Source organism: Streptomyces yerevanensis, assembly GCF_000716805.1.
Classification (GTDB): Bacteria; Actinomycetota; Actinomycetes; order Streptomycetales; family Streptomycetaceae; genus Streptomyces; species Streptomyces flaveus.
The window spans coordinates 61,187-87,008 of sequence record NZ_JNWJ01000033.1 but is presented as its reverse complement, the minus strand read 5'-3'; the positions used below and the strand labels follow the sequence as shown (position 1 = coordinate 87,008).

Sequence of the window (25,822 nt, the reverse complement as noted above, 5' to 3'; positions counted from 1 at the left end):
GTCGTCCGGCCGAGTCCGGGCCAACCGCTGGGAGGCGTCTCGTGCAACGGCGCACCCTGCCAACGGCGCACCCTGCGCGACCAGCTGGGCCTGCCCCGTCCGAGACCGGTGACCGTGCGTGGGACGCGGCCGGTTCTCGAGCGCACCTCCAAGCGCCGTTGAGCCCGTCCTGTGAGTGTGGGCGAGTCCGACACTGCGTATCGGGAAGTGAGGAGGACGGTCATGCCGCTGCTGACAGGTACGTCCTCGGTGACGGGGGACTCGTGGATGCCTGGTCGATAACCACCGCGTTTGTGCGAGCCATCGGCCGGTCGCTGGTGGCGGCGGGCGCCATCTGGGTCTACATCCCCATTCCGGAGGAGCCCGGGCAGGAGCGGGTTCCGGAGCAGAAGCGGACCCTGCTCAAACCCCCGCCGGGGCACCCCGAGCGCCTTCGCCCCGACATCCCGCTCAGCGCGGTCGAACGGAACCTGGCACGCTCGCTGTCGCACCCGGAGGACACCGCATGAGCATCGCTACCGAGGGTCCGGTACGTGACCGGCTGACCGAACTCGCCGAGATCAAAGCGCTGGCGGTCGGCGGCCCCGACGACAAGGCCACCGCACGGCAGCATGCCAAAGGCAAGCTGACCGCCCGCGAACGCATCGACCTCCTGCTGGACGAGGGTTCGTTCCAGGAGATCGAGGCTCTGCGACGGCATCGTGCGACCGGGTTCGGGCTGGAGGACAAGCGGCCCTACACCGACGGTGTGATCACCGGATGGGGCACCGTCCACGGCCGTACCGTCTTCGTCTACGCGCACGACTTCCGCATCTTCGGCGGCGCCCTCGGCGAGGCCCACGCGGCAAAGATCCACAAGGTGATGGACCTGGCGCTGGCGGCCGGCGCCCCCCTGGTCTCCCTCAACGACGGCGCCGGCGCCCGTATCCAGGAGGGTGTCACCGCGCTCGCCGGCTACGGCGGCATCTTCCAGCGCAACACGAAGGCCTCGGGTGTCATCCCGCAGATTTCCGTGATGCTCGGCCCGTGCGCGGGCGGAGCCGCCTACTCGCCGGCGCTGACGGATTTCGTGTTCATGGTGCGCGAGACCTCGCAGATGTTCATCACCGGGCCGGACGTCGTCAAGGCCGTCACCGGCGAGGAGATCACGCAGAACGGGCTCGGCGGTGCCGACGTCCACGCCACCGTCTCCGGCGTCGCGGCCTTCGCCTACGACGACGAGGCCACCTGCCTCGAGGACGTGCGCTACCTGCTGTCCCTGCTGCCGTCCAACAACCGTGAGACGGCGCCGCGTCAACTGTCGCAGGACCCGGCCCGTCGGCCGACCGAGAGCCTGCGGGAGATCGTCCCGGCCAACGCCAACCAGGCGTACGACATACGCGCGGTCATCGAGGAGATCGTCGACGACGGAGAGTACTTCGAGATCCAGCCCGGCTGGGCGACCAACGTGGTCTGTGCGCTCGTGCGCCTGGACGGGCACGTCACAGGTGTCGTGGCCAACCAGCCCTCCGCCTTCGCCGGGGTCCTCGACATCCACGCCAGCGAGAAGGCCGCGCGTTTCGTGCAGTTCTGCGACGCCTTCTGCATTCCCCTGGTGACTCTCGTGGACGTACCCGGCTTCCTGCCGGGCGTGGACCAGGAGCACGGCGGGATCATCCGGCACGGTGCCAAACTGCTGTACGCCTACTGCAACGCGACCGTCCCGCGGATACAACTGATCCTGCGCAAGGCGTACGGCGGCGCGTACATCGTCATGGACTCGCGGTCCATCGGCGCGGACGTGTCGCTGGCCTGGCCCAGCAACGAGATAGCCGTCATGGGTGCCGAGGGCGCCGCCAATGTCATCTTCCGCAGGGAGATCGCCGCTGCGGACGATCCCGACGCCGTGCGAGCGCGGAAGATCAAGGAATACCAGTCCGAGCTGATGCACCCCTACTACGCCGCCGAGCGCGGGCTGGTGGACGACGTCATCGACCCCGCCGAGACCCGCTCGGCGCTGATCGGAGCGCTCGCGATGCTGCGCTCCAAGTACGCGGACACCCCTTCCCGCAAGCATGGCAACCCGCCGGTGTGACGGGCGAGGGGACGAGACCCATGACCGCCTGGCAGATCACCGGCGGCAGTCCTTCGGCAGAGGAGACCGCGGCCCTCACCGTGGTCCTGACAGCCCTGCTGACGCAGCGGGCCGCCACCGAGGAGACAGCGGCGCGGCAGGAGATCGTCGGCACCGGCTGGTACCGCGCGCACCGGAATCCGTACGCAGCCGCCGGGACATGGCGCGGCAGGTGACCGACGCCCGTCCCGTGCGGTGCAGGGCTGTTCAAGTGCCGCTCCAGCCGGGGGCGGCACCGTGATGACGGCACACGACACAAACCAAGACCACGTCAGGAGTATCGCCATGACCGACGCAAGGCTTGTCGGAACCTGGACCACGGAGCTGGTGGACGATGGCAGGTCCGTGTTCGGACTGGCGTCCTTCTCAGGTGACGGCGGCGTCACCTGCTACCAGGTCAACGCCAAGAACATCGGCCTGGGCAACTGGGAGTCCACCGGACCGGACTCCTTCAACTACAACTTCCACATCCTCGCCGTCAGCCCCGAGGGCCAGCACGTCGGCGAGGCGCATGTCTTCGTGACCGGCGAGTTCATCTCCGACGACCACTGGGAGGGAGTCGGCGGCGGCAACTTCTACTCGCCCACGGGCGAGTTGCTGCGCGGCCACGAAGGCAACAAGGTCATCGCTCGCAAGTTCGGCATCGACAAGTAGGCCGGACGGCGAGCAGCGCATTCGCCTCGTACCCCGGACCGGGAAGCCACGGAGGAAGAAGCCCCATGCTGCGCGATGAACTCAAGGGTGAGCTCGTTCTCCCGTCAGATCCGGGGTACCCGCTCGCCAAGCAGCTCCAGAACACCGAGTACGACACCATCACGCCGCACGGCATCGCCTATTGCGAGTCCGTCGACGACGTCCTCGCCTGCGTGCGCCACGCCCGCGAGACCGGCATCGCCACGCACGTCCGTGGCGCCGGGCACAGCTTCAACGGCTGGTCGACCGGTACGGGCCTGGTCATCGACCTGTCCCGGATGAACCACGCCGTCGCCGACGGCCACACCGTGCGCATCGGCGCCGGCATCCAGTCGCTCGACGCGCTCGACACCCTCAAGCCGCTGGGCCGCCAGATCATCACCGGTACCTTTCCCACCGTCAGCCAGGGAGGCTTCCTGACCGGCGGCGGACTGGGCTGGCAGACCCGCAAGTTCGGCGTCGGCAGCGACCGGATCGTCTCCGCCCGCGTCGTCCTCGCCGATGGCCGGACCGTGCGCGCGTCCGCGGACGAGCACCCCGACCTGTACTGGGCGCTGCGCGGTGGCGGCGGCGGGAACTTCGGGATCGTCACCGAGTTCGAGCTGCGCCCCGTCGACGCCCCGCGGCTGATCGGCTTCGAGACGCTGTGGCCGCACGAGGACGCCGCCGACGTGCTGGCCGCCTGGCAGGCCTGGGCGGCCGAGGGCTCCGATGACCTCGGCACCTCTCTCGTCGTGCTGCCCGGCATTTTCGGGCCCGGCGGCAAGCCGGTCATCAAGATCTGGGGCGTGCACCACGGCGCACCCGAGGACCTCGAACGCGCCCTCGACGAGCTCACCGAGCGCACCGGCACCAAACCCCTGCACCGCGAGGTCGGCGCGCCCGGGCTGTACGCCGACGTCATGCACGAGGCACTGTGCGGCGCCAAGACCGTCCAGCAGTGCCACCGCACCGGCACTCACCCCGACGCGGTCGGCCACCGCCACCCCTACACCCGGCAGACCTACCGGCTCACCGATCGGCCCGTCACCCGTGCCGAGGCAGACGCCCTGTTGCAGGCCTGGAACCCGGACCTGGACAACGAGCGCTATCTGCTGTGCATCGCGCTCGGCGGCGCCGCCAACCGCGTCGGTCGCGCCGAGACCGCGTACGTGCACCGGGACGCCCAGTTCCTGACGGGTTTTCAGATCGCGACCCGCGACGAGGAGGCGGCGGTCCAGGGCCCGGCGGAACTCGACGCGTGGGCCGACCGGTGCGGCGCCGCCCTCGCCCCGCTGGCCACCGGCTCGTACATCAACTTCCCCAACTCCCGGGTGCCGGCGGAGTGGGAGAGCGACCACTACGCGGAGAACGCCGCCCGGCTGCGCGCCGTCAAGCGGGCCTACGACCCCGACGGCTTCTTCCGGCACGGCCAGAGCATCGGCGGCGCGGCGGCGGTCGGCTGACCACGGTGCGCAGGGCGGCACTCCGGACTCGGACCGCTACGGCCGCCGGTGAACGGAGACCGCCGCACTGCGCCCGGCCCGGGACCCTCGTCGACCACCCATCGGGCGCATCCCTGCACTGCGCCCGACGTTCACCTACGACCAGGTGCCGGTCTTGGACCGGCCCGCCTCCAGGGCGTCCGTGCTGCCGATGAGCGCCGACGCCGCGGTGGCTCGGGCCCGGGGATGTGCGGATCCCCGGGCTCCAGTCCCGCTCCACGGTCGTACGACCGCCGCGGCACACCATGCCTGCATGGAAATCCGCAGCCTCGACGGCGACGACCCGGCCACGATCTCCCTCCTCCTCCCGGGCTTCCAGGAGACGATGAGCCTCGAACTTCCCGGCGATCCACCGGTCTCGGAGGCGCTGCTGGCCCGTCTCCTGCAGCGCCGGCACGGAGCCGACCGGATGGTCCTGGCCGCCTTCGACGGCGGCCTGCCCGCCGGCTGCACCAAGCTCGGCCTCGACCTCGGCGACCCGGCCGGACCCGGCCACGGCTCGCTGTGGGTCTTCCCCTCCTTCCGCCGCCGCGGCGCCGGCGCCGCCCTGGTGGACGCTGCCCGAGCCGAACTGCGCGCCCGCGGTCGAAGCCACCTCATGGTCGACGCCCCCGACACCCCCGCCGCCGCGGCCTTCGCCTCCGTGTGCGGCGCCGAGCTGCGCGGCACGAACCTGCGCAATCGCCTCGTCCTGCGCGGCCCGGCCCGCACTTCACTCGACCGGCTCGCCGCCCGCGCCGTGCCCGGTCACCACCTGGTGCAGTGGACCGACCGCTGCCCGGACGAACTCGTCGACTCCTATGCCCGCGCATGGAGCACCCTCGACGCACCGGTCAACGGCCAGGCACAGGTGCGCACCCCCACCGCCGGCGACGTGCGAGCGCGCGAGGCCGAGGCCGGGCGGGCCGGACACCGCCAGTACGTCACCGCCGCCGTCGCCGACGACTCCGGCGAAGTCGCCGGGTACGGCACGCTCTTCGTCCGCGACAGCCCGATGGCGGACGCGGGCGAGACCCTCGTGCTCGCCGACCGGCGCCGCCGCGGCCTCGGCACCTGGCTCAAGGCGGACCTGCTGGCCCGGGCCGCCCGCGAGAACGAAGGCCTGGTGCTGGTGCAGGCCTGGAACGACGTGCACAATGACGCGGTCGTCGCCCTCAACCGTCGCCTCGGATTCCAGGCGGACAGCTCCTGGTCCACGTATTCCCTCAAGGCCTGACCACCCGAGCCGCGTTCGAGTTCAGGTCCACCGGCCGCTGCCACGATCCGCACAGACCGGCAACCGCGAGAGGGGTTCTTTGTGAGTACCAGCGACACACATGTACTGATCGTCGGCGGGAGTCTCGTCGGCCTGTCCACCGCGGTGTTCCTCGCACATCACAAGGTGCCCTGCACTGTCGTCGAGCGGCACCCGAGCACCTCCATCCATCCCCGCGCGGTCGGCTACTACCCGCGCACCGCCGAATTCCTGCGCACCGCCGGGATCGAGGAGGTCGCCAAGGAGGCCGCGTCCGGCTTCGAGAAGCACAAGACCCGCGCCAGTGTCGTCTCGCTCGCCGGCGAGGTCCTCTTCAGCAAGGAGGAGCTGGAGGGCGGTGACGAGCTCTCCGACCTGACCCCCTCCAAGCTGCTGCTGCTGCCCCAGGACCGGCTGGAGCCGATCCTGCGCGCCCGGGCCGAGAAGCTCGGCGCCGACCTGCGGTTCAGCACCGAGCTGGTCTCCTTCACCCAGGACGGCGACGGGGTCACCGCCGTCGTCAGGGACGCGGAGGGCGCCGACAGCACCCTGCGCGCCGACTACCTGGTGGCCGCCGACGGGCCGCGCAGCACCGTGCGCGAGTCCCTCGGCATCGCCCGCGAGGGCCGGGGCGTGCTCTCCCGGCACGTCAGCATCGCCTTCGGCGCCGACTTTGGCGCGGTTCTCGGCGACCGCCGCTACAGCGTCGTACACGTCAGGAACGACACGGTCACCGGCATCCTCGTGCACGACGACACCCTCACCGAGGGCACGCTGATCGTCGGCTACGACCCCGACAAGGGCGAGAGCCTGGAGGACTTCACCGACGCGCGCTGCGCCGAACTGGTCTCCGCGGCGATCGGCTCGGACGAGGTCGAGGTCACCGTCCGCTCCCGCTTCCCCTGGGACATGGCCGAGCTGGTGGCCGAGACCTTCGTCCAGGGGCGGGTGCTGATCGCGGGCGACGCCGCCCACCAGGTCCCGCCCACCGGCGGGTACGGGGCCAACACCGGCATCGCCGACGCCTTCAACCTGGCCTGGAAGCTGGCCCTGGTGATCGAGGGAACCGCAGGCCCCGGCCTGCTGAACACCTATCAGGAGGAGCGCCGGCCGATCGGCCTGTACACCGCGCAGCAGGGCTCACTGCAGCTGGCCATCCGCTCGGGCACCGCGACCGAGGAGCAGCAGGCGGCCACCGACGACGCGATGACCGTGACGATGGGCCAGGCCTACCGCTCCGGCGCGTTCGTCCCCGAGACGGGGGCGGCGCAGCTGCCGCTGACCTCCGACCCGCGCACGCTGCGCGGCGAGCCCGGCACCCGCGCTCCTTACGTGGTGCTGGAGCGGGACGGCGCCCCGCTGGCCACCCTCGACCTGTTCGGCACCGGTTTCGTGCTGATGGCCGGACAGGACGGCGGTTCCTGGGCCGAGGCGGCCGAGGCGGCAGCCGCCGAGTCCGGCGCGCACTTCACCTTCCACCGCATCGCCGCGACCGCCCAGGACGACGGGGCACTGGCCGATCCGGACGGCCTCTGGAACGCCGCCTACGGTGTCGGCGCAGACGGAGCCGTTCTGGTGCGCCCGGACGGGATCGTCGCCTGGCGCTCCCGGGGCGGTGTGCCGGCCGGTGACTGGAGTGCGGCGCTCATCGCGGCGCTGCGCCGGATTCTCGCGTGCTGAGCGATGAAGAGCGGGCGGTCATCCGCCGACCGACGCGTCGCGTGCCTCGGCCACCGAGTCGACGTACTTGATCAGCAGCCGGGCGAACTGCAGGCGCTCGTCCTCGGGCCAGTCCCGGGTGATGAACTCGAAGGCCGCCCGCTGGTGGCGCCGGAAGGCCGCCAGCATCTCCAGTCCCTCGTCGGTCATCTGCAGGATGGTGCGTCGTCCGTCCTGCTGGGACGCGGCGCGGACCAGATAGCCCGCAGAGATGCAGTCGGTGACCATGCGGCTGGCCACGGAAGGGTCCACGGCCAGCCGCTCCGCGACGACTCCGACGGTGATCTCCTGGCCGTCGTGCTCCGGTCCCTCTTCCACGATGTTGAGCACCAGGGTCCGGCTCATGTCCTTGCGGGACACCGGTTTCTCCACGTTCAGCGCAGCGGCGCGGCGCAGCCGCGAGAACGCCGGGCCCACCGCGTCCAGCAGAGCGTCGTCGGCGAGCGGGCCGTGCGCGCTTGAGCGCCCCGCGCTCTTCGGCCTGGTGCTCGAAGGTTCCATGGCACACATCCTAGGTGGGACGATCTCGGGAGCCCGGCATGTGTATGCTCACAATTTTTTGCATGACTGCACGCATATAATTACGACCCGTCAATTCACTCGCCTCCTCTGGAAGGACCGCAATGCCGAACACCAAGGACTTCGATTTCGACGTCCTCATCGTCGGCGGAGGCCCGGTGGGCATGCTGCTCGCCTCCGAACTCCGCATCTCCCGCGCCAAGCCGGTCGTCCTGGAGCGCCTCACCGAGCGGACCCCCCACTCCAAGGCCTTCGGCCTGCACGCCCGTTCGCTGGAGTCACTCGACCGCCGCGGCCTGGTCGAGCGCTTCCGGAACGGCGCCCGCTCGTGGAACAACGGCCACTTCGCCGGACTCGACGTCTGGGTCGACTTCTCCCTGCTCGACAGCGCCCACAACTACGCGCTGCTGTCCGAGCAGACCCGCACCGAGCGCCTGCTCGAGGAGCGAGCGGAGGAACTCGGTGTCCCGGTCCGCCGCGGCCACGAGGTGACCGCCGTCCGGCAGGACGCGGATGGCGCCGAGGTGGACGTCACCGGCCCCGAAGGCTCCTACACGCTGCGCGGCCGCTATGTCGTCGGCACCGACGGCGGCCGCAGTCTGGTCCGCAGGTCCGCGGGCATCGGCTTCCCCGGCACCGGCGGCCGCGTCACCGCGCGCCTGGCCGACGTCGTCCTCGCCGACCGCGAGAAGGCGCCGATGGGTATGGAGCGCACCGAGAGGGGCCTGCTCTTCTGCGTCCCGCTCGACGACACGTACCACCGCGTCGCCACCTTCGACTTCCAGCAGGGCAAGGAGGCGGGCACCGAGCTGACGATGGAGGAGTTCACCGACAGCCTGCGCGAGATCTGGGGCGACGACCTGGGCGCGAGCGAGCCGCGCTGGCTGTCGTGGTTCACCGACTCCGCCTGCCAGGCCGAGCGCTACCGCGAGGGGCGCGTCTTCCTGGCCGGTGACGCCGCGCACACGCACTTCCCCGTCGGCGGCCAGGGCGTCAACCTCGGCCTGCAGGACGCCCTCAACCTCGGCTGGAAGCTGGCCGCGGAGATCAACGGCTGGGCCCCGGAGGGTCTGCTCGACACCTACGACAAGGAGCGCCAGGCGCCGGCCCGCAACGTGCTGGCCAACACCCGCGCGCAGATCGCGCTGATGAACCCCGACCCGTACGTCACCCAGCTGCGCGAGCTCTTCCAGGAGTTGATGACCAAGGAGCAGGTCAACCGTCACATCGCCGAGATGCTCAGCGGTGTCGGGGTCCGCTATGAGCTGCCGGGCCCCGAGCACCGGCTGCTCGGCGACTTCGCCCGCGACCTGACCCTGAAGACCGCGGACGGCACCGTCACCCTTCCCGAGCTCCTGCGCCGCGGCACCTTCGCCCTGCTGGACCTGGGCGGACGCCCCGAGATCGCCGATGTGTACCAGGAGTGGGGCGCGGCGCTGGGCTGGGCCGGCCGCGTGCGGCACGTCGTCGCCGAGTGCGCGCAGGAGCCGGGGCTCGCCGGTGTGCTCGTCCGCCCCGACGGCTATGTCGCCTGGGCCGCGGACAAGGACACCTCGCCCGCCGGGGTCGCCGAGGGTCTGCGTTCGGCCCTGGCCGCCTGGGCCGGGACCGGGGATCCCGCCCGGGCCGTCTTCAAGTAACGGACGAGAAGGGGATGTGTATCTGTGTGAACCATGTGGATCCACATTCAATTGCGTGATAGCATACATATAGTGTAGTCGACGGGATGACTCCGGGCACTCCCACGACCGGGTCCGGCCGCATCCTTCTCGTAGCACCTTTCACACAGACAAGTGACCATCCCCTAAGCCCCTTTCGGGCCCGGTAGTGAAGATGACACCGCCCGCCACCTCAGGCGGCCGGTGCAAGGGGGGATCCCAACCGACCCTGAAAGGCGGTCCCGCCTTGTCCGCTTCCCCTGCCCAGGGGGCCGGGGGACGTAGTCCCTCCGGCACCAGAACCACACCGGTCCTGATCGCGTGCATGCTCTCCGCGTTCCTGGCCGCCCTCGACACCCAGATCGTCATCACCGCCCTGCCCCGCATCGTGGGCGACCTCCACGGCATGGGGCTCTTCGCGTGGGTGACCATCGCCTATGTCATCGCCAGCAGCGTGACCACGCCGATCTACGGCAAGCTCGGCGACCTCTTCGGCCGCAAGGTCACCCTTCTGACCGCACTGACCCTGTTCGTGGCCGGCTCCGCCCTCTCGGGCGCGGCCGGCTCGATGGAGCAGCTGATTGCCTTCCGCGCCGTGCAGGGGTTGGGCGCCGGAGGCATCTTCGTCTCCGTCCTCGCCACCATCGGCGAGCTGCTCACCCCCCGCGAAGGTGCCAGGTACTACGGCATGTTCGGCATGGTCTTCGCCGGTGCCTCGCTGGCCGGCCCCGCCCTCGGCGGCGTCCTCACCGACATGCTCAGCTGGCGCTGGGTCTTCCTGGTCAACCTGCCCCTCGGCATCACCGCCGGCACCCTGATCGCCAAGTACCTGCGTCTGCCGCGCACGGTCCGGGAGACCAGGCTCGACTACGCCGGCATCGTCACCCTCTCCGCCGGCATCGTCGGGCTGACGCTCCTCACCTCCTGGGGCGGCGTCGAGTACTCCTGGACCTCTCCGCAGATCCTCGGCCTCGGCCTCGGGGCGCTGCTGTGCCTCGGCTTGTTCGTCAAGGCCGAGTCCACCGCCGCCGAACCGATCGTGCCGCTGCGCCTGTTCAAGGACTCCACCTTCACCCTCTCGCTGCTCGCCGCCGTCATCTGCGGTGTCGTCTTCGTCGGCTCCGTCAACTTCCTGGCCCTGTACGTCCAGGTCGTCAGCGGAGCCGACCCCACCACCTCCGGTTTCGTCCTGCTGCCGATGATGCTCGGCCTCGTGCTCGCCTCCGTCGTCACCGGCAAGGTCATCGGCAGGACCGGCAGGTACAAGGTCTTCCCCGTCCTGGGCATGGCCCTCGGCATCGTCGGTGCGCTGTTGCTGTCCACCATGGACGCCGGCACCCCGCGCACCCTGGCCGTCCTCTACATGGTGGTCTTCGGCCTCGCCTCCGGCCTGTCCGCCCAGGTCTTCACGCAGGCCGCCCAGAACACGGCGCCCGCCCGGGACTTGGGTGCTGTCTCCGGCGCCGTGACCTTCGGGCGCTCCTTCGGTACGTCCCCCGGCATCGCGCTCTTCGCCGCGATCTTCTACAGCCGGCTCACCGACGAGCTCGCCGCACGCGTCCCGGCCGGCGCCCTCAAGGGCGTCGACCACGACTCGCTCTCCTCGCAGTCGGCCCTGCAGTCGCTCGCCGCACCGGTGCGCAGCGCGGTCGAGGAGTCCTACGCCGCCGCGCTCACCCCGGTGTTCCTCACGGCGATGCCCCTGCTCGTGCTCGGCCTCGTCCTCACCCTGTCCATGAAGAACCTCGAGCTCCGCTCCCGCCGCAACGGCGACGGCGGCAGGCAGACCGGCCCCGCCGACGACGTCGCCCGGACCGGCAAGTCCCCCCGAGCGGCCTGATCGCACGAATCCCCCGCGTGTGATCCATGGCCGAAGGGCTGCCCTCCCACCCCGCTTCTTTCGGCGGGAGGGCAGCCCTTCCTGTGTCCCGGGCGTGGTCAGGCCCGCTGTAGGCCGGTTCGAGCGGGACTCCATGCGCACGGGCCATTGTCGGGGCGGGACCGTGGCGGTCCCCATGGCTTGCTAGGAGGCTCGCGTGACAACGACCGATGACCGTACGACGGCAGCGGCGGTCGACCCCGGTCCGCTGATCAAGCTGACCATCGCGGACTGCGCGGCCAAGGTGCTGCACAGCGCGGTGACGCTCGGGGTGTTCGGCGCACTCGCCGAAGGGCCGGCGGGGGCGGACCACATCGTTGCCGCGACCGGCCTGCACCCGCGCATGGCCCCCGACTTCCTCGACGCGCTCGCGGGCCTCGGCCTGCTCGAACGCACCGGGGACCAGTACGGCAACGCGCCGCTGGCCCAGGCGTACCTCGTGCCCGGCACCCCCACCTACCTCGGCGGGTTCGTCGAACTGACCAACGAGACCCTGTACAGCACCTGGGGCCGGCTCACCGAGGCACTGACCACCGGTGCTCCGCAGCACCTCGACCCCGACAAGGGCGGCTTCGTGGGCGACAAGCACAAGGACCCGGAGAAGATGAAGCGCTTCTTCGCCGGTCTCGACGCCTACAGCGACCGGATGGGCATCGAGATCGCCGGCCGTATCGACTGGTCCCGCCACTCCTCCTTCGTCGACCTCGGCGGCGCACGCGGCAACCTCGCCTCCGTCCTGGTCAAGGAGCACCCGCACCTGAAGGCCGGGGTGTTCGACCTCGAGCGCACCCGCCCGCTGTTCACCGAGCACACCGCCCGTCTCGGCCTCGGCGACCGCATCGAGTTCACCGGCGGCGACTTCTTCACGGACGACATCCCGAAGGCCGATGTCATCGTGCTCGGCCACATCCTGCACGGCTTCGACACCGACCGGCGCCAGGAGCTGCTGCGCCGCGTCCACGCGTCCGTCAATCCCGGCGGGCGGATCCTCGTCTACGACCGGATGATCGACGACGAACGCCGCAACGCCGAGCGCCTGCTGTCCAGCCTCCACATGCGCCTGGTCAGCCCCGACGGCTCCGAATACCGGACCGGCGACGTCAGCACCTGGCTGGGCCGGGCCGGCTTCACCGGCATCACCGCGGAGCCGCTGCTCGGCACGCACACGCTGGTGACCGCGACCCGATGACCGGCCAGACGGAGCCGCCCGCCCCGACCACCCAAGGAGTCACCATGAGCCAGGAGAAGGTGCCCGTTCTCATCGTCGGCGGCGGCCTCACGGGCCTGTCCGCCGCCGTGTTCCTCGCCCACCACGGCGTGAAGGCGACGCTGGTGGAACGCCACCCCGGCACCTCCACCCACCCCAAGGCCCGCGCCATCAACCCGCGCACGATGGAGCTCTACCGTGCCGTCGGCATGGAGGAGCGCGTCCGGGCCGGCCGTTCACCGATCTCCGGCAACACCGACCTGGTGCACGTCGAGACCCTCGCCGGCAACGAGCGGGTCCGCATGCCCAACGCCTCCATCGAGGACATCAGCCGGATCAGCCCCGCGCAGTGGACCCTCATCGACCAGAACCAGCTCGAGCCCATTCTGCGCAAGCGGGCCGAGGAGGTCGGCGTCGACCTGCGCTTCCACACTCGCCTCGACGCCGTCGCCGAGGACGCCGCCGGTGTGACCGCCACCCTCACCGACGTCGGCACCGGCGAGACCTCCCGGCTGCGCGCCGAGTACGTCGTCGGCGCCGACGGCAGCCGCAGCCCGCTCCGCGAACTGCTGGGCATCGGCGCCCACGGCCGCGGCACCATCACCAACCTGGTCAGCTTCTTCTTCGACGCCGACCTGACCGAGCCCCTGCGCGGCCGCAAGATCATCGCCGCCTATGTCAACAATCCTGACGTGCGCGGCACGATCATCCCGATCGACAACGACCGCAAGTGGGTCATCAACGTCTCCTTCTTCCCGGAGAAAGGGCAGAGCGCCGAGGATTTCACCCCCGAGCGCTGCGTCGAGCTGGTCCGCGCCGCCGTGGGCGTCCCCGACCTGCCGCTGACGATCGAGTCGGTGAACATGCCGGCCTGGGACATCTCGGCGCGGGTCGCCGACACCTTCGTCTCCGGCCGTTTCCTCGTCGCCGGCGACGCCGCGCACGTCATGCCGCCCACCGGTGCCTTCGGTGCCAGCACCGGTATCCAGGACGCCTACAACCTGGCCTGGAAGCTCGCCCTGGTGCTGGGCGGCAAGGCCGGGCAGGGCCTGCTGGCCACGTACGACTCCGAGCGCCGCCCGGTTGCGGAGGAGACGGTGCGCCAGGCGATGCTGCGCTTCGCCGTCCGCGAGGGCAAGCAGTTCCAGGACGTCGCCAAGGACCTGGTCGACGAGACCACGATGACCTTCGGATACGCCTACCCGGAGGGCGCGTTCGCCGGTGAGGACCCGCAGCTGTGGACCGTCACCGAGAACCCGGACAAGCCCAGCGGCCGGCCCGGCTCCCGCGCCCCGCACGTCGTCGTCGCCGGTGACCACGGCCCGTTCTCCACCATCGACCTCTTCCCGGTCGGCTTCACCCTGCTGACCGCCGGCCCCGCCGCGCCATGGTCCGCGGCCGCGGCGGCCGGCCGTGATCTCGGCCTGGTACTGAGCGTCCGCGGCATCGGCGAGGGCGGCGACTACGCCGACACCGAGGGCACCTTCAAGGAGCGCTACGGGATTTCCGACGGCGGCGCGGTCCTGGTCCGCCCCGACGGCTTCGTCGCCTGGCGTTCCCACGGAAGCCCAGGGGGCGACGTCGCCCGGACCGTGACCGGCCTGCTGCGCGGGATCCTCGCCCTTCACTGACCGACTCCCGGGCGCGAAACGACGTGGCGCGCCTCCCCGCCCGGGGAGGCGCGCCACGTCGTTGTGGGCGGCGGCCGTCTCAGACCGTGCGCGACAGCAACCGGTGCACGACCGCCGACAGTTCGACCGCCGGGTCCGCGGGCTGCTCGGCCGCACGCCACGCCAGGAACCCGTCCGGGCGGACCAGCGCGGCACCCGAGGTGGTGACCCCGTACTGCTTCAGGAACTCCTCGACCACTTCCGCCGGCTCCTCGCCGCCGACCCGGTGGAAGGCGATGTCGATGCCGGTGAGCCGGGACACGCCGCCCGCGGCCGTCTCCCACAGGCCGCTGTCCGGCCCGGCCAGCAACCGCCAGCCGCCCGTCAGCAGGTCGTGCAGCGGGACGTCCGTGCCGCCGGAGCGCAGCACGATGTGCGGGGCCCGGGTGCCCGGCCGGCCCGAGGGCTGGGTGGGGTCCTCCACCGGGGCGCCGTCGTCCCCGCCGGGCTCGGCCAGCACCGCGCCCGAACGGTAGACGTGTCCGAACAGCACGGTCGTCTCAGGCCGGTGCCGGGCCGCCACCTCCTCGTCCAGACCGCTGCGCTGCAGGTAGCGGATCACCCCCTGTTCGACCGTGAACTCGGCGACCGGGATCCGCTCCTCCTCATACGAGTCCAGCAGTTCCACGCCGGCCTGCCCGCGCAGCACCAGCGCCAGCTTCCACGCCAGGTTGTGGGCGTCCTGCACACCCATGTTGCCGCCGAACCCGCCGGTGGGCGGCATGACATGAGCTGCGTCACCGGCCAGCAGCACCCGGCCGGAGCGGAACCGGTCGGCGATCCGTGCCGCGATCTCCCAGCTGCTGCTCGACTCCACCGCCACATCCAGGTCGGGCACGCCGACCGCGGCCCGCACCATCTCGACGCAGTCCTCCTCCGAGTACTCGGTGTGGGTCTCCTGCGGCGGCAGGCTCGGCGCCAGCACCCAGCGGTCCGCGTCGTCGAGCCGACCCAGCACACCCTTGACCTTGTCGTTGCTGACGAAGCAGAGGAAGAACTCACGGCCGGCGACGTACTCGTCGAGCGCGGCATGGAAGATGATGTTCATCTGGCGTCCGAAGACGCCCTGACCGTGCGTGCCGATGCCCAGCCCCTCACGGATCGGGCTGCGGAACCCGTCCGCGGCGACGAGGTACTTCGCGCGGACCGTGGTCTCGGTGTCGTGCCGCAGGTCCCGCAGCACCGCGGTGACCCCGTCGGCGTCCTGCTCATAGCTCACCAGCTCGGTGGCGAACCGGATGTCCGCGCCCAGTTCCTCGGCCTTCGCACGCAGGACCGGCTCGAAGCGGTCCTGGCCGATCAGGGTCCAGCCGGTGGTGCTGACCTCGTTCGGATCGTGCCGGAAGGGCCCGTCGAAGCGGCCCAGTTCGGCGCCCGTGAGCGATTCCACCTGCAGGATGTCGCCGTACTGCGCGTGCGGGTTCTCCTGCCTGCGCACCTTCTGCTCCAGGCCCAGCGCGCGCATCAGCTCCATCGTGCGGGGACTGGCCGCCTGGGCCCGCGGGTGCGCCGAGATGTGCGTGTGCCGCTCGACGAGCACCGGCCGGATGCCCTGCTGGGCGAGGAACAGCGCCTGGGCGAGGCCCACCATGCTGCCGCCCACGATCAGTACGTCGGTTTGTTCCGCCACCGGATGTGCTCCCTTGTCTCGATGCCGTTTCCGTCCTGATGCGGTTCCGGACTCCCGGCCAGCGAACAGGGCCCGGCTAGAGGGCCGCTCGGGCTGCGCACGCGCCCTGTGCCGTGACCGCCCGGACCCGTCCGCCCGTCCAGACCGCTTCGAGCGGCACGCGAGGCCGCGCTGGAACCGTCGCCGTACCGCTGTTGACGATCCGTGAGAAACGGGAGGCCTCGGGCCGTGGTGGAAACCCTGAGTGTGCTGGTGCTGCTGGGCACCGGGCTGGTGGCGGGGGTGCTGTTCGCCGTGGCGATCAGCGTCATGCCCGCCCTGATCGCGATGACCCCCGACCGCTATGTCGACACGCACAAGCTGCTCGGCAAGCGCTACGACCGGATCATGCCGTTCATCGTGTCCGGCAGCGTCGTCGTCGACGCGGCGTTCGCCGTGCGTGCCGACGAGGCCGCGCCGCGCGTGCTGTTCATCGCCGCGGCGCTCGCCATGACCGGCGTCGCCGTCGTCTCCCAGACCCGGAACGTCCCCATCAACAACCGGGTCAAGAAGACACAGCCGGAGGACATCGGCCCCGACTGGGACGACCCGCGGATCCAGTGGCGCGACTGGCACCTGCTGCGCACCTGCTTCGCCGTCGCCGGCTGCGCCCTGACCGCGGCCGCGGTGGTGCTGTCATGACCGCGATCGAACAGACCACGGCGCCCGGCGCGCGCGTCACCCGGACGCTGCCCGGCGACGAGGACCGCGCCGCCGCCAACGCCCGTATGAACACGCTCCTCTCCAGGCCCGACCCCGGACCGGTCGCGGCCCACCTCGCGCTGCTGCACTTCACCGGCCGCCGCAGCGGGCGCCCGTACACCGTGCCCGCGGGCGTCCACCGCCTCGACGGCGCCCTGTACATCGCCACCGGCAGCTCCTGGCGCCACAACTTCCGGGCAGGAGCCGACGGTGAGCTCACCTGGCAGGGCAAGCGCACCGCGGCCCGCTTCGAACTGGTCACCGACCCCGAGACGACCGCCCGCGGATATCTGCAGCTGTACGAGCGCTACGGGGCCGAAGCCGCGCAGCGCCGCCTCGGCATCACCGTGGCCGACGGGCCCGCGCCCGGCCTGGACGACTTCCGCGCCGCCGTCACCGGCATCCCGCTCGCCCTTGTCGCCGTCACGCTCGCCACCGACACCGGCGACACCACCGAACTCGCCGCGAATGAGAGGACCTCCCGATGAGCGCAATCGCCGGCTGGGTCGACTTCGAGCGGGACCTGTCCCCGCAGGCCGACGTCGTCGAGGCCATGGCGGCCACCCTCGCCCACCGCGGCCCGGACGGCCAGGGCAGCTGGGCGGAGGGCCACGCCGCCCTTGCCCACCGGCGCCTGGCCCTTCTCGATGTGACGGAGTCCGGGAAGCAGCCTGTCGCCCACACCACCGAAGGCGGCACCACCGTCGCGGTCCTCACCCTCGACGGGGCCATCACCAACCACACCGAGCTGCGCACCGAACTGGCCGCCAAGGGCCACCGGTTCACCGGCGGCGGCGACGCCGAGACCGCCCTGCATGCCTACCTGGAGTGGGGCGCCGACTTCCTCACCCACCTGGAGGGCCTCTTCGCGATCGCCCTGTGGGACGTCCGCAGCCAGGAGCTCCTGCTGGCCCGCGACCGTCTCGGCGTCAAGCCGCTCAGCTACTACCCGACCCCCACCGGCGTCATCTTCGGCTCCGAGGCCAAGGCGATCCTCGCCCACCCCGATGTGGAACCGGTCGTGGACGCCGACGGCCTGCGCGAACTGTTCGCGCACAGCCGCAAACCGGGCACGGCCGTCTACCGCGGCATGCGCGAGGTCATCCCCGGCCACGTCCTCGTCGTGCGCCCCCCGGGCAGCCACGACAAGCGCTACTGGTCGCTGCCCGCGTGGCAACACACCGACAGCCTCGAGGACACCGTCACCACTGTCCGCGGCCTGCTCGCCGACGCGGTCGCCTCCCACCTGCGCGCCGACGTGCCGGTGGGCGCGATGCTCTCCGGCGGCATCGACTCCAGCGCCCTGACGGCCCTGGCCCACCGGACGCTCACCGCCGACGGCGCCGACCCGCTGCGCAGCTTCTCGGTGAACTTCACGGGCTACACCGAGAACTTCGAGCCGCACCCCACGATGCGCTCCACGCCGGACGCGCCCTTCGCGGCGCTCGCCTCGCAGCACATCGGCTCGCGGCACACCGAGATCCTCCTCGACACGGCCGCGCTCACCGACCCCGAGGTGCACGCGGCCTCCCTGCGCGTGCAGGACGCCCCGTCCCCGCTCGGCGACATGGACGTCTCCCTCATCCAGTTCTTCGCCCGGCTGCGCGCGGAAGGCTTCGCCGCCGTGCTCTCCGGCGAGACCGCCGACGAGGTCTTCAACGGCTATTTCTGGGCCTACGACCCCAAGCACAGCAACTCGCAGACGTTCCCGTGGGTCTCCTTCGAGCGCGGCCACGACGCCGCCGCGGGCGGCCTGGGCACCTCCATGGTCGACCGCCGGCTGCGCAAGGAACTCGACTTCATCGGCTACGCCGACCAGCACTACCGCGACGCCCTCACCGAGGTCCCGCACATCGACGCGGACACTCCCGCCGAGCGCCGGGCCCGCGAGGTCACCTACCTCGCCCTCACCCGCTGGGCACCCACCCACCTCGACCGCGCCGACCGCATGAGCATGGCCCACGGCGTGCAGCTGCGGCCGCCGTTCTGCGACCGGGCGCTGGTCGAGTACGTCTACAACGTGCCGGCCGCCATGAAGCGCGTGGACGGCGTCGAGAAGAGCCTGCTGCGCTCCGCGGTGGTCGACCTGCTGCCCGAGGCCGTACTGCAGCGCAAGAAGAGCGCGTACCCCACCACCCAGGAGGCGGCCTACGGGGACTTCGTGCGGCGCCGGTTCATCGAGCTGGCCACCGACCGCAGTGCCGCCGTCGCGCCTCTGCTCGACACCTCGGCGACCGCCGACGCACTCACCGCCGGCAGCTCCCCGCAGGGCGCTTTCGCCTGGGTCGAGCGGGCCAGCATGGAGATGGTGCTGCAGCTCGAGACCTGGCTGACCGAGTACCGGATCGACCTGCGGCTGTGACCGCCCAGGCGGCCGGTCCAGACCGCTTCAAGACAGCTTCGAGAGCCCCACGCGAGGGTGGGGTCACGACCGAAGAAGCCAGGAGGGCAACGTGCACCGCACACTGATCGTGGCGCGGATGAATCTCGCCGACGCCGAGGGCGTCGCCAAGGTCTTCGCGGACTCGGACAGCACCGACCTGCCGCACATGGTGGGCGTCTCCAGGCGGACCCTGTTCGCCTTCCACGACCTGTACTTCCACCTCGTCGAGGCCGAGCAGGACATCGGCCCGAACCTGTACAAGGCGCGCAGCCACCCGCTGTACAACGACATCAACACCCGCCTGCAGGAGTTCATCTCCCCCTACGACCCGAACTGGCGTGAGCCGCGCGACGCGATGGCCGTGCCGTTCTACACCTGGACCCCGCAGGACGGTCCCGTCACCACCAAGCCGTCCGGTCCGACCCTGGGCGGTACCCGATGACCACAGCGGCGAACCCCAGCAAGGTCAGCCTCGAGGACGTCGCCTCCAACCGCAAGCGTGGCGGCGACATCCGAATCACCCTCAGCCCGCGCACCGTCGGCTGCACCTCCGGCTTCGGCGGGACGCTGAGGCTCTCCCCGGGGGAGTACGTCACCGAGCACCTGCACCCGTACTCCGAGGAGTTCCTGCACGTCATCTCCGGTGATCTGGAGATCAGCCTCGACGGGGAGCCCGTACGCATCGGCCCGGGCGACTCCCTGCTCGTCCCGATCGGCGTGCGCCACCGCCTGGTCAACGCCGGCCAGGAACCGGCACAGGTGGTGTTCCACCTGTCCCCGCTGGCGCCGCGCCCGGAGCTCGGCCACGTCGACACCGAGACTCCGCTCGTCGAGGGCGGCGCCAACCCGGACGTCGGAGGGGCCCGATGAGCCGTCGTGCCGTCATCACCGGGGTCGGCGCCGTCGCCCCCGGCGGCATCGGCCGGGACGTCTACTGGGACCTGCTGTCCAACGGCCGCACGGCCACCCGGGAGATCACCCTGTTCGACGCGTCGGACTTCCGCTCCCGGGTCGCCGCCGAGTGCGACTTCGACCCGGTGGCCGCGGGCCTGAGCAACCAGGAAGTCCGCCGGATGGACCGGGCCGCCCAGTTCGCGGTCGTCGCCGCCCGCGAGGCTGTCGAGGACAGCGGCATCGACCTCGGAGCCGGAGACCCGGGCCGGATCGGCGTCAGCATCGGCAGCGCCGTCGGCTGCACCACCGGTCTGGAGGACGAGTACGCGGTCCTGTCGGACGGCGGCAAGAACTGGCTCGTCGACCACACCTACGGTGTCCCGCACTTGTACGGCTACATGGTCCCCAGCACACTGGCGGTCGAGGTCGCCTGGCAGACAGGGGCGGAGGGCCCCGTCGCACTGATCTCCACCGGCTGCACGTCCGGCCTGGACGCGCTCGCCCACGGCGTCCAGCTCATCGAGGAAGGCACCGCCGACATCGTCATCGCGGGCGCCACCGACGCCCCGCTGTCGCCGATCACCTCCGCCTGCTTCGACGCCATCAAGGCGACGACGCCCAACACCGGTGGCGATCCCGCCGCGGCTTCCCGGCCCTTCGACGGCCGCCGCGACGGGTTCGTCCTCGGCGAGGGTGCCGCGGTCATGGTGATCGAGGACGCCGAGTCGGCCCGTCGCCGGGGTGCCACCGGCTACGCCGAGGTGGTCGGCTTCGCCAGCCGCTCCAACGCGTTCCACATGACCGGGCTCAAGCCCGAGGGCCGCGAGATGGCCGAGGCCATCCGCGTCGCTCTGGACCGCGCGCACCTCGACCCGGAGGACATCGACTACATCAACGCGCACGGCTCGGGCACCAAGCAGAACGACCGGCACGAGACCGCCGCGTTCAAGCGGAGCCTGGGGCAACGCGCGTACGAGGTTCCGGTCAGCTCCATCAAGTCGATGATCGGGCACTCGCTGGGTGCGATCGGCTCGCTGGAGGTGGCAGCGTGCGCCTTGGCGCTGCGGCATCAGGTGGTGCCGCCGACGGCGAACCTGTCGGTCCCGGACCCCAAGTGCGACCTCGACTACGTGCCGGTGACCGCTCGGGAGCACCGGATGGACCACGTGCTCAGCGTCGGCAGCGGATTCGGCGGCTTCCAGAGCGCCATGATTCTCGGCCGTCCCGGCGCCGGGACCGGGAGGGCGGCGGCATGAGCGCGCTCGGCATACCCGAAGGACGACGGCGCGCCGCGGTCGTCACCGGCCTCGGCGTGATCGCCCCCACCGGCATCGGGGTCCGCCGGCACTGGGAGTCCGTGCTGGCCGGCAAGAGCGGCCTGGGCCGCATCACCCGCTTCGACCCGTCCTCGTACCCGGTGAAGGTGGCGGGGGAGGTGCCGGGCTTCGACGCCCGCGACCACGTTCCCAGCCGCCTCATCATGCAGACCGACCGCTACACGCATCTCGCTCTCGCAGCAGCGGAGGCCGCGCTCGCCGACGCAGGCGCCGACCCGGCGGAGCTGCCCGAGTACGAGATGGCCGTGGTCACCGCGAGTTCGTCCGGCGGCACCGAGTTCGGCCAGCACGAGATGGAGAACCTGTACCAGCAGGGCCCGGCCTGGGTCGGCGCCTACCAGTCGATCGCCTGGTTCTACGCGGCCACCACCGGCCAGGTGTCCATCCGGCACGGCATGCGCGGCCCCTGCGGCGTCATCTGCGCCGAGCAGGCCGGCGGCCTGGACGCGCTGGGCCAGTCCCGGCGGCTGCTGGACACCGGCTCTCGGCTGGTCCTGTCCGGCGGTACGGACGCCTCGCTGTGCCCGTACGGCCTGACCGCCCAGCTGTCCACCGGCGCACTGTCCACCGAGGACGACCCGACCCGCGCCTACCTGCCCTTCGACGAGGCCGCCCGCGGCTACGTACCAGGCGAAGGCGGCGCCATCCTGGTCGTGGAGACGGAGGAGGGGGCCCGCGAGCGGGGCGCCCCGCACTACGGCCGGATCCTCGGCCACGCCGCCGGGTTCGACCCGCCCGCCGGCTCCGGGCGCCCGCCCGTGTTCGCCGCGGTGATCCGGCGCGCCCTCGCGGACGCCGGGACCACCGCCGACGCCGTGGACGTCGTCTTCGCCGACGCTGTCGGCGTCGCGGACCTCGACCGCGCCGAAGCCGCCGCGATCAACGAGGTGTTCGGAGCCGGCCGGGTGCCGGTGACCGCACCCAAGACCCTCACCGGCCGGCTCTACGCGGGCGGTGCGGCGCTGGACGTGGCGACCGCCCTGCTCAGCCTGGGCGCCGGCGTGATCCCGCACACCGCCGGCCCCGGCCGGCCCGCTGCGGAGCTGGGCATCGACCTGGTCGTCGAACGCCCCCGGCACACCGCACCCCGCACCGCCGTCGTACTGGCCCGCGGCCACGGCGGCTTCGCGTCCGCGCTGGTCCTGGGGGCCGGGAACCGCACCGAGCACGCCAAGTGACCCCCGCACAAGCGAAAGGCAGCAAGACATGAGCGAATTCAACCGTCGCACGAGCGGAGTCCTTCTCTGATGGCCGGCCACACCCAGAACTTTGTTGTCATCGACGCCCCCATGGACCTGGTCTGGGAGCGCACCAACGACGTGGCGTCCTGGACCGAGTTGTTCAGCGAGTACACCGTCGCCGAGATCCTGGAGCAGGACGGCCTCACCGTCACCTTCCGGCTAGCCCTGCACCCCGACGAGAACGGCAAGGTGTGGAGCTGGGTCTCCCAGCGCACCACCGACGTGGCAACCCGCACCGTCCGCGCCCACCGCGTGGAGACCGGCCCGTTCGAGTACATGAACATCCACTGGGAGTACACCCAGACGGACACCGGCGTCCGGATGCAGTGGACCCAGGACTTCCACATGAAGGACGGCGCCCCGCTCGACGACGCGGGCATGACAGACCGGATCAACCGCAACACCGTGGTCCAGATGAATCTGATCAAGGAAAAGCTTGAGGCCGCCGCACGCGCCGCCCATGCGAGCTGAATCCGCTGACGCACCACAGAAGGGGAACACCATGGAACTCGGATTGCGCGACAAGAAGCTGCTCGTCACCGGAGGAACCCGGGGCATCGGGCGGGGCATCGTCCTGGCCGCCGCACGCGCGGGTGCCGATGTGCTCACCTGCTACCGCCAGGAGAGCGAATACGTCGAGAGCCTGCGCCGAGAGCTCAAGGAGACCGGCGGCGACCACCACGTCGTCCGTGCCGACGTCGGCGAGATCGCCGAGGTGGACGGGCTCGTCGAGGAGGCCGGGAACCGTTACGGGCGGCTCGACGGCATCGTCAACAACGCCGGCACGATCACCCACATACCGTTCGCCGAGCTGCGGGCCGACGAGTGGTCGCGCGTCATCGACACCAACCTGACCGCTTCGTACCGGGTCATCCAGCAGGCCCTGCCGCTGCTCGGCGCCGGTGGCTCGATCGTCAACATCGGCTCCCGTGGCGCTGCCGCCGGAATCCCGCTGCGCGCCCACTACACGGCCGCGAAGGCCGCGATGATCGGCCTGACTCGCTCGCTGGCCAAGGAACTCGGCGGCAAGGGCATCCGCGTCAACGTCGTCGCACCCGGCGTCATCGAAACGGAGGCCTTCGCGGCCATGCCGACGGAGCGCGCCGAGGGGCTGCGCGCCACCTACTCCCAGAAGACGGCGCTCGCCCGCCTGGGCACCGTCGAGGAACTGGCCGCACCGGTCCTCTTCCTGCTCAGCGATCTTTCCGGGTACGTCACCGGCGAGACCATCAACGTCGACGGAGGCATCTGACGTGTCCGACGCGACGTTCCGGGTCATGCTCCGCATGCAGATCAAGCCCGGTATGGAAGCCGAGTTCGAACGCGTGTGGAAGGAGGTGGGCAGCTCGGTGACCGGCCACCCCGCCAACCGTGGCCAGTGGCTGTCCAAGAGCACGACGGACAACGAGGACGGCATCTACTACATCGTCAGCGACTGGGTGGATGAGCCCCGTTTCCGCGAGTTCGAGTCGAGCGACACCCACCTTCAGCACCGCACCAAGCTGCACCCGTACCGCAGCGGCGGCTCCATGACGACGATGAACATCGTCGCGAACCTCTCCGGGGCGGCCGTATGACAGCCACCCCCGCCGTGGAGGTCGTGCTCTACCACCTTTCCGACCGGGGCGAGGACGTCCTGGCGGCCTATCACGAGGCCAGCCGTCGCATGGTCGGCACCCCTGGTCTGCTGGGCAATCAGTTCATGAACGAGCTGGGCCGCCCCGACAGCTATGTCGTGGTGAGCCACTGGGACAGCTGGACGTCCTTCGAGACGTGGGAGCGCGGCGCGGAGCACAAGGACCAGACGGCGCCCCTGCGTGAATTCCGCGACACCGAGCGGGACCGCCCGTTCGAGATCTACCAGGTGCTCGCGAGTTACTGAGCCTCGCCACAAGAGGCCGCCTGCCGGACCGCCGACGGTCCGGCACGCGGGCTCCCACCGTTGCCACATGGGATCCGGAAAGCGGAATTCTCGTGGAATGAAACCTGGAATGGGAATCCGCTTGAAACGGGCTCGAAGAAGCCTGGACCGGGGTGGGAAGTCCCTTTTTCTTGTGGCTGAATAGGCGCCGAGGAAAAAGCCAGAGCTCGCCAACTGAACGTATAAATCTGCCGCCATACGAGGGAGCCCCACGTGGCCAGCGCAGCGACGACGAGCAACGTGCTCGAGCTGTTCGACTCCGATTTCATACGCGATCCGCACCCCACGCTCGCTCCGTTGCGCGAGCAGTCGCCCGCGCACCTCGTGGCCACTCCCAACGGCCTCAAGACGTGGCTGGTGACCCGCTACGAGGATGCCAAGGCGCTGCTGACCGATCCGCGGGTGAGCAAGGACATGCGGGTCGGCTACGGCCTGGTCCCGCACAACTTCGTGGACCCCGAGAAGCAGGCGCACTTCCAGGCGCAGCGCGGAACGCGCAAGCAGTTCGCGACCGAGCTGAGCACCACCATGCTGGACAGCGACCCGCCGAACCACACGCGCCTGCGCAAGCTCGTCGCCAAGGCGTTCACCATGCGTCAGGTCGAGGCGTTGCGCCCCCGGATCACCGAACTGGTCACCGAACTCCTGGACGCCATCGAGGGCCAGGACGAGGTGGACCTGATGAACGCCCTCAGCTTCCCGGTCCCGTTCACCGTGATCTGCTGGCTGCTCGGCGTACCGCCGGAGGACCGCGACCGGTTCCGCCGCTGGTCCAACCTGCTCACCTCCGGCCAGGGCACTGAGGAAGCCCTCGACGCCAGCCAGGACATGGTCGCCTACCTGCGCGCCCTCATCGCCGACAAGCGTGCGAACCCGGCCGACGACATGCTGACCGCGCTGATCGAGGCGACCGACGAGGGGGAGAAGCTCGACGAGGTCGAACTGATCTCGATGGCCTTCCTCCTCCTCGTCGCCGGCCACGAGACCACGGTCAACCTGCTCAACACCGGCACCCTGGCTCTGCTCACCAATCCCGACCAACGTGCCCTGCTGGAGGCCGACCCCGGCCTCTGGGACGGCGCGATCGACGAGTTCCTGCGCATCGACGCGCCGCTGGCCAATGCCACGTGGCGCTTCACCCTGGAGCCCATCCAGCTGGGCGACGTACTGATCCCCAAGGGCGAGTTCATCACGATCTCGCTGAGCGCCGCCGGCCGCGACCCGAAGCGCTACGCCGACCCCGACCGAGTCGACATCACGCGCAAGAACTCCGGGCACCTGGCGTTCGGCCACGGTATCCACCACTGCATCGGCGCGCCCCTGGCCCGGCTCGAGGGCCGCATCGTGCTCGGCGAGCTGTTCCGCCGCTTTCCCGGGCTGAGCCTTGCACAGCCCGAGGGCGAGCTGTCCTGGCGGCCGAGCTTCAACCTGCGCGGGCTCGCCTCTCTGCCGGTCCGTCTGCGCTGACCGCGCAGATCCGAGCCGGTCCCCGTCCGACA

25 protein-coding genes are annotated in these 25,822 nt (G+C 70.8%); 23 read left to right on the top strand and 2 right to left on the bottom strand.

Features of this window, described 5'->3' with window-relative positions:
• The first annotated feature begins 293 nt into the window (after window positions 1-293).
• From OP79_RS30280 to OP79_RS30250, 7 genes are all read left to right on the top strand, one after another.
• Window positions 294-509: a DUF6059 family protein gene (locus OP79_RS30280; RefSeq protein WP_245685502.1), complete on the top strand. Its 216-nt coding sequence runs from the start codon at window positions 294-296 to the stop codon at window positions 507-509.
• A complete protein-coding gene (locus OP79_RS30275; protein WP_033324697.1) occupies window positions 506-2,074 on the top strand; it encodes an acyl-CoA carboxylase subunit beta in 1,569 nt (522 codons plus the stop codon). Before OP79_RS30280 ends, OP79_RS30275 begins: the two co-directional genes overlap by 4 nt.
• A 20-nt stretch (window positions 2,075-2,094) precedes the next feature.
• Complete coding sequence (locus OP79_RS30270; protein ID WP_033324696.1) at window positions 2,095-2,289, top strand: acyl-CoA carboxylase subunit epsilon; 195 nt, start codon at window positions 2,095-2,097, stop codon at window positions 2,287-2,289.
• A 109-nt stretch (window positions 2,290-2,398) separates the two neighbouring features.
• Complete coding sequence (locus OP79_RS30265; RefSeq protein ID WP_033324695.1) at window positions 2,399-2,767, top strand: hypothetical protein; 369 nt, start codon at window positions 2,399-2,401, stop codon at window positions 2,765-2,767.
• A 65-nt stretch (window positions 2,768-2,832) separates the two neighbouring features.
• Window positions 2,833-4,251, top strand: a complete 1,419-nt coding sequence (locus OP79_RS30260; protein ID WP_033324694.1) for an FAD-binding oxidoreductase — start codon at window positions 2,833-2,835, stop codon at window positions 4,249-4,251.
• 292 nt (window positions 4,252-4,543) lie between these two features.
• A complete protein-coding gene (locus OP79_RS30255; RefSeq protein ID WP_033324693.1) occupies window positions 4,544-5,506 on the top strand; it encodes a GNAT family N-acetyltransferase in 963 nt (320 codons plus the stop codon).
• An 81-nt stretch (window positions 5,507-5,587) separates the two neighbouring features.
• Entirely contained in the window at window positions 5,588-7,204 is a 1,617-nt protein-coding gene (locus OP79_RS30250) for an FAD-dependent oxidoreductase (RefSeq protein ID WP_033324692.1), read from the top strand.
• 18 nt (window positions 7,205-7,222) lie between these two features.
• On the opposite strand, the gene OP79_RS30245 is transcribed toward OP79_RS30250, so the two are convergent.
• Window positions 7,223-7,744, bottom strand: coding sequence for a MarR family winged helix-turn-helix transcriptional regulator (locus tag OP79_RS30245; protein WP_078492104.1), 522 nt, complete (start codon window positions 7,742-7,744; stop codon window positions 7,223-7,225).
• 122 nt (window positions 7,745-7,866) lie between these two features.
• On the opposite strand from OP79_RS30245, the gene OP79_RS30240 reads away from it, so the two are divergent.
• From OP79_RS30240 to OP79_RS30225, 4 genes are all read left to right on the top strand, one after another.
• Window positions 7,867-9,402 (top strand): FAD-dependent monooxygenase, encoded by a 1,536-nt coding sequence (locus OP79_RS30240; RefSeq protein WP_033324690.1) that lies wholly within the window; start codon window positions 7,867-7,869, stop codon window positions 9,400-9,402.
• A 193-nt stretch (window positions 9,403-9,595) separates the two neighbouring features.
• Window positions 9,596-11,260, top strand: coding sequence for an MDR family MFS transporter (locus tag OP79_RS30235; RefSeq protein ID WP_078492103.1), 1,665 nt, complete (start codon window positions 9,596-9,598; stop codon window positions 11,258-11,260).
• A gap of 196 nt (window positions 11,261-11,456) precedes the next feature.
• Complete coding sequence (locus OP79_RS30230; RefSeq protein ID WP_033324689.1) at window positions 11,457-12,488, top strand: methyltransferase; 1,032 nt, start codon at window positions 11,457-11,459, stop codon at window positions 12,486-12,488.
• A gap of 44 nt (window positions 12,489-12,532) precedes the next feature.
• Window positions 12,533-14,137, top strand: coding sequence for an FAD-dependent oxidoreductase (locus tag OP79_RS30225; protein WP_033324688.1), 1,605 nt, complete (start codon window positions 12,533-12,535; stop codon window positions 14,135-14,137).
• Between the two features lie 79 nt (window positions 14,138-14,216).
• Here the strand turns inward: OP79_RS30225 and OP79_RS30220 are convergent, their stop codons facing one another.
• Window positions 14,217-15,806: an FAD-dependent monooxygenase gene (locus OP79_RS30220; protein WP_033324687.1), complete on the bottom strand. Its 1,590-nt coding sequence runs from the start codon at window positions 15,804-15,806 to the stop codon at window positions 14,217-14,219.
• 228 nt (window positions 15,807-16,034) lie between these two features.
• Between OP79_RS30220 and OP79_RS30215 the strand changes: the two genes are divergently transcribed.
• The 12 genes from OP79_RS30215 to OP79_RS30160 all read left to right on the top strand — a co-directional run bounded on the left by OP79_RS30215 (window position 16,035) and on the right by OP79_RS30160 (window position 25,790).
• Window positions 16,035-16,487 (top strand): anthrone oxygenase family protein, encoded by a 453-nt coding sequence (locus OP79_RS30215; protein WP_033324686.1) that lies wholly within the window; start codon window positions 16,035-16,037, stop codon window positions 16,485-16,487.
• Window positions 16,484-17,035 carry a PNPOx family protein gene (locus OP79_RS30210; RefSeq protein ID WP_051745030.1) on the top strand — a complete coding sequence of 184 codons (552 nt, stop codon included), beginning with the start codon at window positions 16,484-16,486 and terminating at the stop codon, window positions 17,033-17,035. The genes OP79_RS30215 and OP79_RS30210 overlap by 4 nt, the downstream gene beginning before the upstream one ends.
• Window positions 17,032-18,909: an asparagine synthase (glutamine-hydrolyzing) gene (gene asnB, locus OP79_RS30205; RefSeq protein ID WP_033324685.1), complete on the top strand. Its 1,878-nt coding sequence runs from the start codon at window positions 17,032-17,034 to the stop codon at window positions 18,907-18,909. The genes OP79_RS30210 and asnB overlap by 4 nt, the downstream gene beginning before the upstream one ends.
• Window positions 18,910-19,000: 91 nt before the next feature.
• The gene (locus tag OP79_RS30200; RefSeq protein WP_033324684.1) at window positions 19,001-19,372 is read left to right on the top strand and encodes a TcmI family type II polyketide cyclase; all 372 of its coding nucleotides are present in this window, start codon (window positions 19,001-19,003) and stop codon (window positions 19,370-19,372) included.
• A complete protein-coding gene (locus OP79_RS30195; RefSeq protein ID WP_033324683.1) occupies window positions 19,369-19,800 on the top strand; it encodes a cupin domain-containing protein in 432 nt (143 codons plus the stop codon). The genes OP79_RS30200 and OP79_RS30195 overlap by 4 nt, the downstream gene beginning before the upstream one ends.
• Window positions 19,797-21,080 (top strand): beta-ketoacyl-[acyl-carrier-protein] synthase family protein, encoded by a 1,284-nt coding sequence (locus OP79_RS30190; protein ID WP_033324682.1) that lies wholly within the window; start codon window positions 19,797-19,799, stop codon window positions 21,078-21,080. Before OP79_RS30195 ends, OP79_RS30190 begins: the two co-directional genes overlap by 4 nt.
• The gene (locus OP79_RS30185) at window positions 21,077-22,339 is read left to right on the top strand and encodes a ketosynthase chain-length factor (RefSeq protein WP_033324681.1); all 1,263 of its coding nucleotides are present in this window, start codon (window positions 21,077-21,079) and stop codon (window positions 22,337-22,339) included. The genes OP79_RS30190 and OP79_RS30185 overlap by 4 nt, the downstream gene beginning before the upstream one ends.
• Window positions 22,340-22,408: 69 nt before the next feature.
• The gene (locus OP79_RS30180; RefSeq protein WP_033324680.1) at window positions 22,409-22,873 is read left to right on the top strand and encodes an SRPBCC family protein; all 465 of its coding nucleotides are present in this window, start codon (window positions 22,409-22,411) and stop codon (window positions 22,871-22,873) included.
• Between the two features lie 31 nt (window positions 22,874-22,904).
• Window positions 22,905-23,654: an SDR family NAD(P)-dependent oxidoreductase gene (locus OP79_RS30175; protein WP_033324678.1), complete on the top strand. Its 750-nt coding sequence runs from the start codon at window positions 22,905-22,907 to the stop codon at window positions 23,652-23,654.
• A gap of 1 nt (window position 23,655) precedes the next feature.
• Window positions 23,656-23,979 carry an antibiotic biosynthesis monooxygenase family protein gene (locus OP79_RS30170; protein WP_425428625.1) on the top strand — a complete coding sequence of 108 codons (324 nt, stop codon included), beginning with the start codon at window positions 23,656-23,658 and terminating at the stop codon, window positions 23,977-23,979.
• Window positions 23,976-24,284 (top strand): antibiotic biosynthesis monooxygenase family protein, encoded by a 309-nt coding sequence (locus tag OP79_RS30165; RefSeq protein WP_033324676.1) that lies wholly within the window; start codon window positions 23,976-23,978, stop codon window positions 24,282-24,284. The genes OP79_RS30170 and OP79_RS30165 overlap by 4 nt, the downstream gene beginning before the upstream one ends.
• Window positions 24,285-24,536: 252 nt before the next feature.
• Window positions 24,537-25,790, top strand: coding sequence for a cytochrome P450 family protein (locus OP79_RS30160; RefSeq protein WP_051745029.1), 1,254 nt, complete (start codon window positions 24,537-24,539; stop codon window positions 25,788-25,790).
• Window positions 25,791-25,822: the final 32 nt, after the last annotated feature.